Below are 14,008 nucleotides of genomic sequence, written 5' to 3' on the forward strand. Positions count from 1 at the left end.
TGTGGAAACAATGGGAAACGGTCTGATAAAACCCTAAGAAATAAGACGACCTTTTAATAACCTGCAAATGACCTGGGCTTCTTTTCATCAATTAATAGAAAATATTTGAAAAATAGAACATGGCAGCCACTCCCCAACATAGCGACATTATTTTTTACAATACCCCCACCGGAGATGTAAAAATAGAAGTGATTTTTAATGACGAAACCTTTTGGCTTACCCAAAAAAGGATGGCTAAGTTATTTGGTGTGGAAGTTCCAGCTATCAACAAACACCTAAGCAATATTTACGAAGCTGGCGAACTGGATAAAAAGGCAACTATTTCCATTTTGGAAACAGTTCAGCAAGAAGGCAGCCGAATGGTAAAGCGAAATGTAGAGTTTCACAATCTCGATGCCATTATAGCTGTTGGCTACCGGGTAAATAGCTATCAGGCTACCCAGTTCCGTATTTGGGCTACCAAAACCCTTCGGGAGTTCATTATCAAAGGCTTTGTATTGGATGATGAAAGGCTTAAACAGGGCAAACGCTTTGGCAAAGATTACTTTGACGAACTCTTGGAACGTATCCGGGAGATACGGGCAAGTGAAAGACGTTTTTACCTCAAAATAACCGACATATACGAGCAGTGCAGCATTGATTACAGTAAGAATGCTGATATAACACAAAAGTTCTTTAAAATTCAACGAATACAACATACTCAAAGATGCTGGAAAAGTAAGCCATGATGTAGCAATGAAGCTGGCAGAGGAAGAATATAGCAAATTCAGGGTAATTCAAGACCGCAATTTTGAAAGTGATTTTGACAAGGAAGTGAAAAAAATTAGCAAGTCCGATAAGTCTTCGAAAAAGAAAAAATAATTGTAACTAAGTCCTAAAATTGAAACCTTGAAAACACTGGTAACAATAAAAAGCTAAAATGCTTGGTTGTTTTTGACTCCCATCTTGAAAAATCAAATGTTGGCCACCAAAATCTTCGCCACTTAGTTCGTACATTTAGGAAATAACAAACACAGATGAAAAAACTGCTCTCTTTCCTGTTGCTTGGGGCAACGCTTTCGTGCTTTTCCCAGGACACGATCCGCTTTACAAAAGGTTTGGCCGTACAATCGGGCAGCCGCTACGGCCGCGAAGCCATCTACGCCGACCTGCTGAGCTATAAGCTTTTTAATGGCATGGCGACGCCCGCCAATGAAGCCGTTTTTCAAATCACCGATGCGAGCGACAGTATCAGCTGGAAAGAAACAACAGCCGACAGCGAAGGCAGGTTTCGCATCTTCAGCCGCAGAAATTTCCAGCGCACCAACAATCCGTTTCTGAATCCCGGCGGCGTAGACCGCGGCGCCGATTATTTATATCTTACTTACCAGGCCGCGCAAGAACAGCCGGCCCTGCTGCGCGTTCAGGGCAGCGCCGCTTTATACTTTAACGGCGCCCCGCATATGGGCGACCCTTACAACGCAGGCTATATGTTTATCCCGGTTTTATTAAAGAAAGGCCTCAACGAATTGTATCTCCGCGGCGGCAATATCCTCCCCGAAATTATTCCTCTAAAAAGCGCCATCCACTTGCATACCAACGATATTACGGCGCCGCATATCGTGTTAAACCAGCCTAACGACCGGCTTAAAATAGCAATGGTGATTAGCAATGCCTCTTCAAAAACATTGTCCCGTTTATCCATCACTTCAACGGTAATGGGCAAAAAACGCTCTGCCACCGTCGCTCCTATTCCGCCCTTTAGTACGAGGAAAGTTGTTTTTGAAGCCAATGCAGAAGCTATCCGACTGGAAGGCAAACACGATTGCCTGATTGAATTGACCCAGCAGGGCAAAAAGATCGACGAAGCCGTAATTGCTTTGGAAGCAGTGCTGCCGTCGGCGCATCAGGCATATACTTTTACCAGTGAGATAGATGGTAGCCTTCAATACTATGCCGTTACCCCCCAAACAAAATTCCAGCCCGGCAGCGCTTTATTTCTTTCCGTTCACGGCGCCGGCGTTGAAGCCATTGGACAGGCTCGCGCCTATCAATCTAAAGATTGGGGAACACTGGTGGCTGCCACGAATCGCCGGCCGCGCGGCTTTAACTGGGAAGATTGGGGCAGAATGGACGCGCTGGAGGTTTTAGCCATCGCCAAAGAAAAATTCCAGCCCGATCCTTTGCGCATCTACCTGACAGGACATTCGATGGGAGGACATGGCACTTGGTTTCTGGGCGCTACTTATCCCGACAAATGGGCCGCGATTGGCCCAGCGGCAGGCTATGCTTCTTTAAAAGATTATGGCTCGGCAGACGGCCGCATTCCGGATAGTGCAGCAAGCCGAGCAGCGCATTTTTTGTTAAGAGCCGGCAACCAGAGCGATGTGCCGCAGCTGGCTGCTAATTATGGGCCTCTCGGTGTTTATATCCTTCATGGTGACAGCGACAGGGTCGTACCTGTTAGTTATGCCCGCCAGATGAGATCAGTTCTATCAAATTTCCACAAGGATTTCAGCTATTATGAATATCCCGGAGGAGCACATTGGTTTGGCAATCAAAGCGTAGACTGGCCGCCCATGTTTGAGTATTTTAAATGGCATGCATCCATCCCCGACACCCTTCATCACCAGATCAATTTTACAACCTCAAGCCCGGGTATTTCGGCTTCCTATAAATGGTGCACGATCTATCAACAGGTACATCCTTTACAATACAGCACCATCAAGCTAAAAAGAAACCTTGCAGCAGCCATTATTTCCGGCTCAACAGAAAATATCTTGTTAATGCGTTTATCGCTGAGTGGCTTTGCGGCAGGCCAGCGCATTGAGATAACGATCGATAATACGCCGGCGGTTACCTATTCCGTTAAAAGTAATACCGACGATATTTTTCTTAAAAAAACGGAAACGGGATGGCAGCTTACGGCGGCTCCCGATCCCCATCAAAAAAACCCACAACGCTATGGCACTTTTAAAGAAGCCTTTAACCACCGGATGGTGTTTGTCATAGGCACGGCGGGCACGGCGGAGGAAACGATGGTCAATCGAAACAAAGCAACCTTCGACGCCGAAAGTTGGTATTATCGCGGTAATGGCGCAGTGGATATCGTCACCGATAAAGCATTTACGCCTTCGGCATTTCAGGGTCGGAATATTATTATTTATGGCAATGCTGATAACAATAGCGCCTGGAAACACTTATTGAACGATTGCCCCATCCAGGTAAAAAGAAATGCCATAACAGCAGGCGATAAAAAATGGGAGGGAAATAACCTCGCCGCCTACTATATCTGGCCACAAAAAAATCCCAAACTGCTAACCGGTGTGGTGGCCGCTTCCGGTAAAAACGGCATGCAGGCAGCTTATGCCAATTAATATTTTGCGGGTGGTAGCGGTTTTCCCGATTTTATGATCTTTTCTGATGCCATGCTGAAAGACGGTGTAAAAGGCGTTAAATCAGCAGGATTTTTTGATAACAACTGGCGGCTGGAAGATGCGGACATGTATGCTGAATAGTAATCATTGATAATAGTTTCAGGGAACCAGGCGTTTCTCAAAAGCCTTTCTTGGCGCGCCTCTCAGCATAACTTCGCCACAATAAATATATCCCGATTTATGGAGGATATGCAGCATGGCCGGATTATCAAAATTTGTATCAACCTTGATACTAAAAACATGATGCGCTTTCGCAATGACTTCCATTTCGCGAAAAAACAATGCAGCAAAGCCTTTACCGGCAACCTGGTCAGAAACGGCTACGCGGTGAACGACCATAAAGTCGCCGTTGGTGAGCCAGGCGCCGTCAATATTTTCATAGGCCGGTTCGTTATTGAACAAGAGCGCAGCGTACGCCACAATTATATTATTACACAACAATACATAGCCGGCACCTGAAGCAATATCCTGCTGCACCGTTTCTGTGTTGGGGTAGCCATCCTGCCACTGCAAGCTTCCATCGCGTCGCCGGCGTTCTATGGCTTCCTGCAATATTTGCCATATGGCAGCCGCATCTTCAATTGACGCTTGCCTGAGTTCCGTTTGCTCGATCAAACCTTTCATTTTAATGTTTGCAATATAGCTTTTAAAACAAATTGAGCGCGTTGGTTTACCGGCACCCGCGGAACTTCAATCAGATTATATCCAAACGATTGGTAAGTCTTGCTCATTTGTTCGAAAGTATAAACAGCATCTTCCCAGTTTTGTTTGCGTTCACTGTCGGCATGATAGATGGCTTTCCACGGTGGCAATATAAAAACCTGTTGACGATACCTGCATTTACTGAGCGCGGTTGTCATAAGCGGCCGCACGTCTATGTTTTCCATTGTCATGTAACATACAACATCTAATAACCCTCTGTCAAAAAAAATCGGCGCTTGGTTACTTGCAACTGCCCGCTCATAAGTCTCGACCGCAGCTTCGAGCATCAGCATTCCATACCGTTTCTTATCTGCCCAGGGAAGCCCGTCTTGTTTTGCGGCCATCTGCTCTTTGATGATGCGCCGCGCATCTTCGGGCATGACGGTGTATCCCCGTTCTTTCAGTTGATGCAGCAGGGTTGTCTTTCCCGCACCGGGGCCACCTGTAATTACGTAAAAATCCAGGTTGTTGTGATACACTAATTCCAAAGTTGAAGCGTCTCCAGGTCTTCCTGTTTTTGATCCAACTGGATCATGGGCAATGTGACAGCTGGCAATTTCAGATAGAAGGTAGTACCGTGGTCGGCAGCACTTTCAAAACTCAAATCGCCCTCCATGATAGCGGTAAATTCTTTACAAAGCATGAGCCCAAGGCCGGTTCCTTTTTCAGAAGCAGTACCGCGCCTTGACCCCGAATCGATTGAAAAAATGCGGTTTTGAAGAGAGGAAGGAATGCCGATACCATCGTCTTTTACGATAATCGTACAAGTGTTTCCGTCCAAATGCGCCGAGAGGTATATATTACCATTGGTTGGCGTAAACTTAATGGCATTCATCAGCAGGTTGCGCACTACCAGCGCCAGCATCTGCGAATCGGCTTTGACCGCCAGGTCTTCCGGGAGATGTGCCGCAAAAGAAATTTCCTTTTTCTGGCTGATACTTTTTGTAAGTTCGACCACATGATGCAGGGCTTCATTGACAAAAAGTTTTTGCATATCGGCAGTGAAATTATGTCCCTGGCTTTTCGTCCATGCCAGAATATTCGACAACATGAGCGAGGTATTTTTTGTCATGGTCAGCAAGCGTGCATTCATGTCGTGCCGCTCGTGCTCCTCCAAATCAAAATCTGCAAGCAATTCGAGATACCCTTGCAGGGAGGCCAGGGGCTCTTTCAAATCATGGCCCAAAATCGACAGCAATTTATTTTTTGTATGATTAGCTTCTTCCAAAGCGGCGGCCTGCGCCACCAGTTCCTCGCGCTGCCTGTTGTACGCTTTTCTCACATAGCCAGCGATCAAAAACGCAAAAGCCGCGAGGGCCACATAAGAAAAAAGCAAATCGATATAGCGGCCGGTTGTATCCTGATATGTTTGTTCTATAACACCCGGCCGGACCCATTCCAACGTCATCAAAGCAGCAATTAGCGCTACGTTTAAAGAAAGCCATAAAGCATATTGCCTGGGCGGGCTGATAACAACCGACACCACAAATGTCAATAAAAACATGGCATAAGTGGGGCCATTCATTCCTGAATTAAAATAATAATTGGCAATCAGCGCGGCAGCGACAAAAAATTGAAACACGGCGACACTCGCTTTATACCGGCCTTTGAATCGGGAAATGTAATAGAGCAGGGCCGTCAACAACACGAAAAGGGTAAGCACCACACAGAGTTCAGGCAGTTGCAAGAGATAGTTGATCGGCACACTGATGGTGAGGCAGAGCATAACAGCCAGGCAGATCGCATGAAAGATCCGAGCCTCGAGTGTAAAATCCTCCTTCTTGCCAACAAGCCAATTCCAATAAGCGTGCATAAAAACCAATTAATAACCGAGTGCAGTTTAAAATGGTAGTTCTCAACGAAACTATGGGCTTTATAGTTTTATCGTTGGAGCCTAAAGATAAATAATTATACTGATAATCATTGATTTATCTGTAAAATTTATTTCAGAACGACCTGCAATATTTACTTAATCTATATTAACTTAAGAATGTGGCATTTGATGTACATTCACTTTTTGGAGGACAAGATTATGAAAATTTTAAACGCCTACGCCATTGTTGACCCTACGACCGACCTGGCAGTATTCAAAAAAATAGCGGCTGATTTTGCAGACCTTTCTGTTACCTATGAGCACGTAACAGAAAATGCCATTTCAGCATTGAACCATAAGAATTTTGATCTACTAATCATTGACAAAGCCATTCCGCGGGCAGATTATAATAAGTTACATAAGCTGGCTGATATCCTGCATGCTGATGCGGCATTGGTCGCTTTCATCATGTCGGATGAAGATTTTATCCGCTATAAACTTGCAGGATTGATGGCTAAATGGACCGATGCCCACAGCGAAAGTCAAACCCGATTTTTCGATAACCCGGAGATGTAAAAGCTTCAGCAGACATTCTATTTTTTAATTTCAAGAAAAAACAGATGAAATCCGAATTTGACCCTATCCCATTAAAAAATAATGAAGCGGCGCATCGCTTCGAAATCGAAGTAAACGGTTCCATCGCGTTTATCGAATACCAAACAGATGAAGACGGCATCCTCTCGCTGGTGCACACGGAGGCGCCTGCCGAATTGGCCGGAACGGGCGCTGCCGCGGCATTAGTTGAAAAAACTTTTATATTGCTTAAAGTGGAGGGCAAACAAATTCAACCTTTTTGCCCGTATATTTTTTCCTTTATAAAAAAACATCCAGAGTGGAAACAGCTTGTTTACAAAGGCTTTCCGGGATACCATCGTTTATAATAAAAAATAATACTATGTCTAACATCGGAATGATCAGCGAGGAAAAAGCAACCCATATCGGCAATTTTCTGGTAGGCCGCCTGCTTCCTTTTCGTGAAAAAAGATCGGTAGGCCCTTTTGTCTTTATCGACCATATGGGCCCGGTTCACCTGAGTCAATATGAAAATTTTGATGTGCCGCCCCATCCACATATCGGGCTATCAACGCTTACTTATTTGCTGGAAGGTTCGATTTTCCATCGTGACAGTATGGGCAGCGCTGTGGAAATTAAGCCAGGTGCTGTAAACTGGATGACGGCGGGAAAAGGCGTCGTCCATTCGGAGCGCACACCCGAATATCTGAGAACAGCCGATAAACAACTGCACGGATTTCAGATTTGGATCGGGCTTCCCAAAGCAATGGAACTGCAAGCGCCGTCTTTTCACCATACCGAAGCCCGGGACATTCCCGCATGGACCGAGGGCGACATTTCCTATAAACTTATTGCCGGCGAAGCGCTCGGCCGAAAATCGCCGGTGCCTGTTCACAGTCGCCTGTTTTTTATAGAAATAAAAAGTAAAAGCGCGCAACCGCTAAATATCGGCCAGCATTTATTCGGAGAAGTAGCCATGTATGTTCTGGAAGGATCAGTTGCGATTGAAGGCAACGATTACGGCCCTAAACAATTGTTGATCGCAAAAGATGCCAGCCTTTGCCAGTTTACGCTCGCAGCTGGCAGTACAGTCTATCTTTTTGGAGGCGACCCTTTCGATGAGCCGCGTTACATTTACTGGAACTTCGTAAGCTCGGATAAGAACACGATTGAGACGGCTAAAACAAATTGGCTGAATCAAAACCTGGAAGCTTTTCCGAAAGTGCCCGGGGATGACGAAACCTTTGTCCCGCTCCCCACTCCTTCCAAGAGCGCTTAACGCGCTGATAGTTTTTTAAACCAGCAGATTTTTTATTTTTGAATGAAATGCAAAACAATATGCCGGTAAAAAAAACAAACGATCACCTCGCCAACGAGCGCACCTTCCTGGCCTGGATGAGAACCGCTATTGGAATTATGGGCTTCGGTTTTGTGGTAGTTAAATTTTCAATGTTCGTGCGCCAAATTTCTTTGATGTTGGGAAGAGAAACGGCGATTCAGCAAAAAGGGCATTCCGCCATTACCGGCATCGTGTTGGTAGCGATTGGCGCGCTCACTTCTTTGCTCGCTTTTATAAATTATAAAAAAGTAAAACGCCAAATCGAAACTGATTCCTATAGCGGCTCAGCGTCACTTATACCGGTGGTAACCTGCTGTATTATTTTTATAAGCGCTTTGCTGATCTGGTATTTGATCGAAAGCATCCAATAAAAAATATAATGAACCTGATGAAACAAGTCAAAAAAATTTTAGTTCCTATTTATGTTATTCTTGCATTGCTCGGCGCCAGTTGCGCGGGCGGACAAGAGAAAGATTATAGTCTGGAAGCCTCAGCTTTCAGGAACGAATTGATGAAAACGCCTGATGCTGTTTTGCTGGATGTGCGCACGCCGGGCGAATTTGAACAAGGCCACTTGCCTGATGCCATCAACTATGACTGGAATGGAAAAGACTTTCAGGCCCGCGTCGAACAGTTGGATCCGTCAAAGCCAATGTTTGTGTATTGCCTGAGCGGCGGCCGGAGTGCGGAAGCGGCAAAAAGCCTTCGCGCCAAAGGATTTAAAAATGTATACGAACTAAAGGGCGGCATTATGAAATGGCGCGGGCTGCAATTGCCGGAGACGAAAGCGAGCGCCGACAGCGCCGGGGCCTTTTCCAAATCTACATTTGATGCGATGCTCGAGGCCAACACGTTGGTGCTTGTAGACTTTTACGCACCATGGTGTCAACCTTGCAAAAAGATGGAACTTTATCTAAAAGAAATAAAAGAAGAGCAAAAAGAAACCCTCCATCTTATCAGGCTGAATGTAGATGAACATCAGCAACTTTGCAAAGAGCTGAAAGTGGATACGCTACCGGTACTACAGCTATATAAAAATAAAAAACTCATCTGGGAGCATGAGGGCTATATAGAAAAGGATGAGGTTTTGAAACAATTGGCTAAAAACACAGATCAATAAATCCAAGCCTTCCGCAGAGGCTATTTGGATTTTTTTGTAAAGCTGTCCATCAGCGCCATTGTTGCCACTCCATCCAATGCGGGGCAGGGATTTTCACCCCGCCCGAGAAAATAAGCAACAACTTTGTTGATCATCGGCTGTTGCACATGCTCAACCGTATCAAAAGATATTTCTCTGCTGTCGCCGCCATTCGTAAGCGATAAGCTGTTGCCGAAAAAACTAAATTGAATCCGGCCTTCCGAACCATAAATAACACACTGGTCGGTTGCATCTTCAGGCGCTACGTTGAAACACCAAATACCATTAAAAAGCACTCCGTTTTTAAACATAATTGTCCCGCTTACCAAATCATCTGAAGCGTTGGCTTTCGATTGGTTCAGCGAAAAACCATTGGTTTGCTCAACCGCGCCAAACCAATGCAGCATCAAATCGAGCTGATGCGGCGCTAAATCGTGAAACAGGCCGCCACCCGAAATATCAGGATTGGTGCGCCACGAAGTTTCACTGTTGGCAATAAGATCAGTTTTTGCAGCCTGAAGCAGTTTCAACGCCGCAAATCGTATGGCCCCGATCGCGCCCTCCGCTAACAACTTTTCTATTTCCAGGAACAGTGGCAGTTCCCTTCTATAATGAGCTATCGACAATTTCACACCATTGGCGATGGCCAGCTCATTCATAAGCGTAGCTTCTGCGGTGCTCATCGCCATTGGCTTTTCCACATATACCGGTTTCCCGGCGCTGATAGCAGCCTTCGCATATTCGAGGTGAGAAGAAGGCGGCGTTGCAATATAAATGGCGTTAACGTCCGGGTCATCTATCAACTTTTGCGCATCGCTGTACCATTTTTCTACGCCGTGCCGGCGTGCATAATCTGCTGCTTTCGCAGCGTTGCGCCGCATCACAGCTGTCAGTTTAGAATGCGGCACTTTCTGAAAAGCAGGCCCGCTCTTTATTTCGGTTACGTCGCCGCATCCGATGATGCCCCAATTAATCTGATCCATAGTTCTGTTTCTAGTCGGTTAAACATTTACTTCAGCCGTTCCAGCTTCCCTTTGCGCTTTACAATATTCTTATAATCCCATTGTATATCCTGCGCCTTTTTCAACCAACGTTTTAAATCTGCTTTATTTATTTGCTCCGCAGCGGTATAAGTAACCGATGCATCTTTAAATTTGCCGGAACCTGGTTTTAAGTCCGCTTCGCCAAAATCTGCGCCACTCCAAAACATCAGGCGGATTCCTTCCTTCATTTTACTGTAACCCGCAACAGGATTGCCTTCCAAAAACCAAACCGGATGCGCGTGCCAGATTTTACTTGTGGCTGCCGGCAAACCTGCGGTGATTTCTTCCGCCAACGCCTCGCAGATCAATCGATCTGTTTCGGTCTGGGCTTGGTTATACTGCCCTATTGCTGTATCCATAAAATTTTTTTTCAAGATACGTTATTTAAAAAGCTTTCCGCAACCGAGGCCAATCGCTTTTCAAAAAGCAACGCCTGGCAACACCAGGAAGCCATCCGGCACAGTTTTGTATTATTTATTAAGATGAAATATTGGCCCGCGATCATCCTATGTATTTTTCTTGGCGCATGTAAACAAATCCGTCCTTTTTTTGAAACGACGGTTCGTGGCAAATATGAAGCTGCTCAAAATGCAAAAGACTCACAGTTTATGGCGTGGAAATATTCCTATAAGCAAGCCGCCAACACCACCCTAATGCTCGATTTGCCAGCGGTTTGGAGCATGAAAGCCTATAGGCCCCACCCTTCGGCGGTCAGCTATATTATTCATTTAAAGCAAGGCGAAAAGCTGGTGGCCGAAGTCGACAAACCCGATAGCGTTTTGTTTTTCCTTGAAGTTTTTGATGCAACTACCCAAACTCAACCGCAACTCCGCGCAGAGCTTAAAAAGGAAGAAAACCGATTACAGTGGATCGCGACCAAAGACGATAGTGTACGGATTAGTCTTCAACCCATGCTTCATGACACTTCGGTTTATGATATCAAAGTTTACAAGCAACCTGCCTTCACGTTTCCCGTTGCAGGTAAGGGCAACAGCGCGATGCAAAGCTTTTGGGGCGCAGACCGCGACGGCGGCGCACGATCGCATGAAGGAATTGATATTTTCGCGCCGCGAGGTACGCCCGTCGTTGCCGCAGGCGATGGGAGGCTGGGATTTACAGGCGAAAAAGGGTTGGGCGGCAGGCAGGTTTGGTTATACGAAAATGAAACCGGGTTCAGCATCTATTACGCCCACTTAGACAGTATTGCTGCCACAAGTGGCGCCGTTTTACGAGGCGATACGCTTGGGTATGTCGGCAACACCGGCAATGCGGCAGGAGGAGCAACCCATCTTCATTTTGGCATTTATGGCCGCGGTGGCGCTGTGAACCCCCTTCACTTTATACGACAGCTTGACGTACCGGCCTTCAAAAAATTTAATGTAGACAGTGTGATAACCCGCGATTCCGGAACGAAGCTGCGCCGCGGCCCCGGCAAGCCATTTCAGTCTTTAGCAACCTTGGAAAAAACAGCGGCTTTGCGCGTTCAGGCAAACTTTGGCAACTGGCTTCAGGTCATGAGCCGCGATAGTGTTACTGGCTTTATCCCCGATTAACGGAAGATATACCGGCGCCACAAATATTAAAAAAGCCGCTCTAAAAAACAGAACGGCTCTCCTTTAAATTAAACCTTTAAGCATGTACGCCTTCCTTAATTTCTTCCACCATTTTCTTATTAAAAGCCGGCAGGTCTTCGGGCGTCCGGCTGGTTACCAAGCCCTGATCCACCACCACTTCTTCGTCCACCCAATCCGCGCCTGCGTTCATCAAATCGCGGCTAATCGCTTTTACCGAAGTCATTTTCCGCCCACCAACGACCTCTGCGTCTATTAAAATTTGAGGGCCATGGCAAATTGCAGCGACTGGCTTTGTCTGATTAAAAAATGCTTTTACAAAATTCAAAGCCTCGTCGTTGGTTCTCAATTTATCGGGATTTAGCACTCCGCCGGGTAATACCAGTGCATCATAATCTGCTGCCCTGGCGCCTGACAGTACCTGGTCAACTTTATAAGCAGGCCCCCAATTCTTTTCCGCCCAGGATTTGACATAACCTGCTTCAACACTTACAATATCAACCTGCCATCCTTCCTGCTCGAGATGCTCTTTTGGAGATTTTAGTTCGCTTTCTTCAAAACCGTGTGTCGCCATAATGGCTATTTTCTTACTCATCATTTAAAATTTTAGCGTTTAAACATTATTTATTCAGGTTATAAAATCCAAAAACCAGACCCTAACCAACAAATCATAATTTTTCTTTGTTAAAGAAATATAAAAGAAGCCTGCAAAACCTTGTTAACGCAAGGCTCCATTGCAGCAAGTACTATATTCGTAGCCTGTCAATTTTAGTTAGTATGGAAATGGCTTTATATTTATCGATTGGACTGATTGTTGGATGGCTGATAGGATGGCTTTTAACGCAAACGCGCGCCGCTTCTAAAATGCAAAGCGTAAAAGATGAAGCGGCATCCAAACTGACCGCTTTGGAAAAAGACGCGGCCGCCCTGAAAGCGACTGCCGCGTTGCAACTGGAAAATGCCGCCAGGTCGGAAAGCGCACATCAGGAGGAACTCACGGAGTTGAAACAACGCATGGCGGCGCTTCAAACAGAACTGGATCAGGCGAGGCAGCAATTCGCAGCGGTAAAAGCAGGCTATGATACAGCCCGCCAAAACCTTATTGAAAAAAACAATGAAGCGCTACGCGCCCGTTCACAGCAGGAGCAACTACTGGCTGATCAAACGCGCCTGCAGCAGGAGCTGGCTACTGCACGCGCCAACAACCAATCACTATTGGAAAAACTTCAAACACAAAAAACAGAGATTGAAGCGCTGGGTAAAAAGTTTAATACCGAATTCGAAAATATCGCCAATAAAATTCTTGAAACCAAAACCAGCACTTTTACAGAACTCAACAAAACGAATATGAAATCGCTGTTGGAGCCGCTTGGGGAAAACATCAAAGAATTTAAAAAACAGGTAAATGAGGCCTACGGCAAAGAAAGTAACGAACGTTTTTCCCTGCAAAACGAAGTAAAGAACCTGGTATTACTCAACCAGGCCCTGAGCAAGGAAGCTCAAAACCTGACCCGGGCTCTAAAAAGCGAATCGAAAACCCAGGGGCGCTGGGGAGAAATGGTATTGGAGAAAATCCTGGAAAAATCTGGCCTCCGGAAAAATGAAGAATTTTTCATGGAGCATCAGCTTTTCGGCATCGACGGCAGGCCGCTACTCAGCGCAGTGAGCGGCAAAAAAATGAGGCCCGACGCGCTGATCGTTTATCCTGACAACCGGCATGTAATTGTTGATGCGAAAGTTTCATTAACGGCTTTTGTGCGTTATGCCGAAGCAGAGGAAGAAACTTTGCAGGAAGCGGCATTAATTGCTCACGTCCGATCGGTGAAAGCCCATATCGACGAATTGCAGGTGAAGGCTTATGACGATTACGATAAGTCGATGGATTTTGTGATGATGTTTATCCCGAACGAAGCGGCTTATTTCGCGGCTTTGAAAGGGGATGCCCATATTTGGGAATATGCTTATGACCGGCGGATTCTACTCATAAGCCCTACCAATCTCATCGCAGCCTTGAAGCTGCTGGCAGATCTGTGGAAGCGGGAGCGCAACGAAAGAAACAGTATGGACATTGCGAACCGGGCTTTAAAAATGTATGAAAAGCTGGTGGGCTTTTCGGAAAACCTCGACGCCGTGGGCCGGTATATGGACAACGCAAAAAACAAATACGATGACGCCGTGAATCAGCTTCACAAGGGAAAGGACAATTTCTTCGCCCAGGCTGGCAAAATGAAGCAGTTGTTAAACTATAATAAACCCAAAGATTTCACCCAGGCTAAGCTCGATCTTGGCGCTGATCACGACTTTGATGCGGCCGACCCCGAAAACGGTGGTGAAACATTAACAACTATCTAAAATCTATTTTATTTTTTTTAGCGTCATCTATTTATTATATAAATTTGATCCCACAGAACTT

The 14,008-nt window shown here is 45.8% G+C and carries 15 protein-coding genes; 9 read left to right on the top strand and 6 right to left on the bottom strand.

Features of this window, described 5'->3' with window-relative positions; translation table 11 throughout:
* Positions 1-119: 119 nt before the first annotated feature.
* Both ABDK00_RS16530 and ABDK00_RS16535 read left to right on the top strand, forming a co-directional pair.
* On the top strand, positions 120-728 hold the full coding sequence (locus tag ABDK00_RS16530) for a virulence RhuM family protein (protein ID WP_346236226.1): 609 nt from the start codon (positions 120-122) through the stop codon (positions 726-728).
* Between the two features lie 288 nt (positions 729-1,016).
* On the top strand, positions 1,017-3,356 hold the full coding sequence (locus ABDK00_RS16535; protein WP_346236225.1) for a prolyl oligopeptidase family serine peptidase: 2,340 nt from the start codon (positions 1,017-1,019) through the stop codon (positions 3,354-3,356).
* A 159-nt stretch (positions 3,357-3,515) separates the two neighbouring features.
* On the opposite strand, the gene ABDK00_RS16540 is transcribed toward ABDK00_RS16535, so the two are convergent.
* Genes ABDK00_RS16540 through ABDK00_RS16550 form a run of 3 tightly spaced genes read right to left on the bottom strand, consistent with a single transcriptional unit; the run spans position 3,516 to position 5,931 of the window.
* Entirely contained in the window at positions 3,516-4,040 is a 525-nt protein-coding gene (locus ABDK00_RS16540; protein ID WP_346236224.1) for a GNAT family N-acetyltransferase, read from the bottom strand.
* The gene (locus ABDK00_RS16545) at positions 4,037-4,597 is read right to left on the bottom strand and encodes an AAA family ATPase (protein WP_346237367.1); all 561 of its coding nucleotides are present in this window, start codon (positions 4,595-4,597) and stop codon (positions 4,037-4,039) included. The genes ABDK00_RS16540 and ABDK00_RS16545 overlap by 4 nt, the downstream gene beginning before the upstream one ends.
* Positions 4,597-5,931: a HAMP domain-containing sensor histidine kinase gene (locus ABDK00_RS16550; protein ID WP_346236223.1), complete on the bottom strand. Its 1,335-nt coding sequence runs from the start codon at positions 5,929-5,931 to the stop codon at positions 4,597-4,599. Before ABDK00_RS16550 ends, ABDK00_RS16545 begins: the two co-directional genes overlap by 1 nt.
* Positions 5,932-6,150: 219 nt before the next feature.
* Here ABDK00_RS16550 and ABDK00_RS16555 point away from each other — a divergent pair, with 219 nt between their 5' ends.
* From ABDK00_RS16555 to ABDK00_RS16575, 5 genes are read left to right on the top strand one after another with little or no spacing between them, the layout of a single operon-like run.
* Entirely contained in the window at positions 6,151-6,507 is a 357-nt protein-coding gene (locus ABDK00_RS16555; protein WP_346236222.1) for a hypothetical protein, read from the top strand.
* Between the two features lie 44 nt (positions 6,508-6,551).
* Positions 6,552-6,872 carry a GNAT family N-acetyltransferase gene (locus tag ABDK00_RS16560; RefSeq protein ID WP_346236221.1) on the top strand — a complete coding sequence of 107 codons (321 nt, stop codon included), beginning with the start codon at positions 6,552-6,554 and terminating at the stop codon, positions 6,870-6,872.
* Positions 6,873-6,886: 14 nt separating this feature from the next.
* Positions 6,887-7,783, top strand: coding sequence for a pirin family protein (locus tag ABDK00_RS16565; protein ID WP_346236220.1), 897 nt, complete (start codon positions 6,887-6,889; stop codon positions 7,781-7,783).
* A 59-nt stretch (positions 7,784-7,842) separates the two neighbouring features.
* Entirely contained in the window at positions 7,843-8,214 is a 372-nt protein-coding gene (locus ABDK00_RS16570; RefSeq protein WP_346236219.1) for a DUF202 domain-containing protein, read from the top strand.
* A 17-nt stretch (positions 8,215-8,231) separates the two neighbouring features.
* Entirely contained in the window at positions 8,232-8,963 is a 732-nt protein-coding gene (locus ABDK00_RS16575) for a thioredoxin domain-containing protein (RefSeq protein WP_346236218.1), read from the top strand.
* A 20-nt stretch (positions 8,964-8,983) separates the two neighbouring features.
* Here the strand turns inward: ABDK00_RS16575 and ABDK00_RS16580 are convergent, their stop codons facing one another.
* Positions 8,984-9,964, bottom strand: a complete 981-nt coding sequence (locus tag ABDK00_RS16580; RefSeq protein WP_346236217.1) for a Gfo/Idh/MocA family oxidoreductase — start codon at positions 9,962-9,964, stop codon at positions 8,984-8,986.
* 26 nt (positions 9,965-9,990) lie between these two features.
* Positions 9,991-10,383 (bottom strand): DUF1801 domain-containing protein, encoded by a 393-nt coding sequence (locus tag ABDK00_RS16585; RefSeq protein ID WP_346236216.1) that lies wholly within the window; start codon positions 10,381-10,383, stop codon positions 9,991-9,993.
* Between the two features lie 123 nt (positions 10,384-10,506).
* Here ABDK00_RS16585 and ABDK00_RS16590 point away from each other — a divergent pair, with 123 nt between their 5' ends.
* Positions 10,507-11,577, top strand: coding sequence for a M23 family metallopeptidase (locus ABDK00_RS16590; RefSeq protein ID WP_346236215.1), 1,071 nt, complete (start codon positions 10,507-10,509; stop codon positions 11,575-11,577).
* A 76-nt stretch (positions 11,578-11,653) separates the two neighbouring features.
* On the opposite strand, the gene ABDK00_RS16595 is transcribed toward ABDK00_RS16590, so the two are convergent.
* Complete coding sequence (locus tag ABDK00_RS16595) at positions 11,654-12,193, bottom strand: type 1 glutamine amidotransferase domain-containing protein (protein ID WP_346236214.1); 540 nt, start codon at positions 12,191-12,193, stop codon at positions 11,654-11,656.
* A gap of 185 nt (positions 12,194-12,378) precedes the next feature.
* On the opposite strand from ABDK00_RS16595, the gene rmuC reads away from it, so the two are divergent.
* Positions 12,379-13,947, top strand: a complete 1,569-nt coding sequence (gene rmuC, locus ABDK00_RS16600) for a DNA recombination protein RmuC (protein WP_428400346.1) — start codon at positions 12,379-12,381, stop codon at positions 13,945-13,947.
* Positions 13,948-14,008: the final 61 nt, after the last annotated feature.

Source organism: Niabella insulisoli (assembly GCF_039652435.2).
GTDB lineage: Bacteria > Bacteroidota > Bacteroidia > Chitinophagales > Chitinophagaceae > Niabella > Niabella insulamsoli.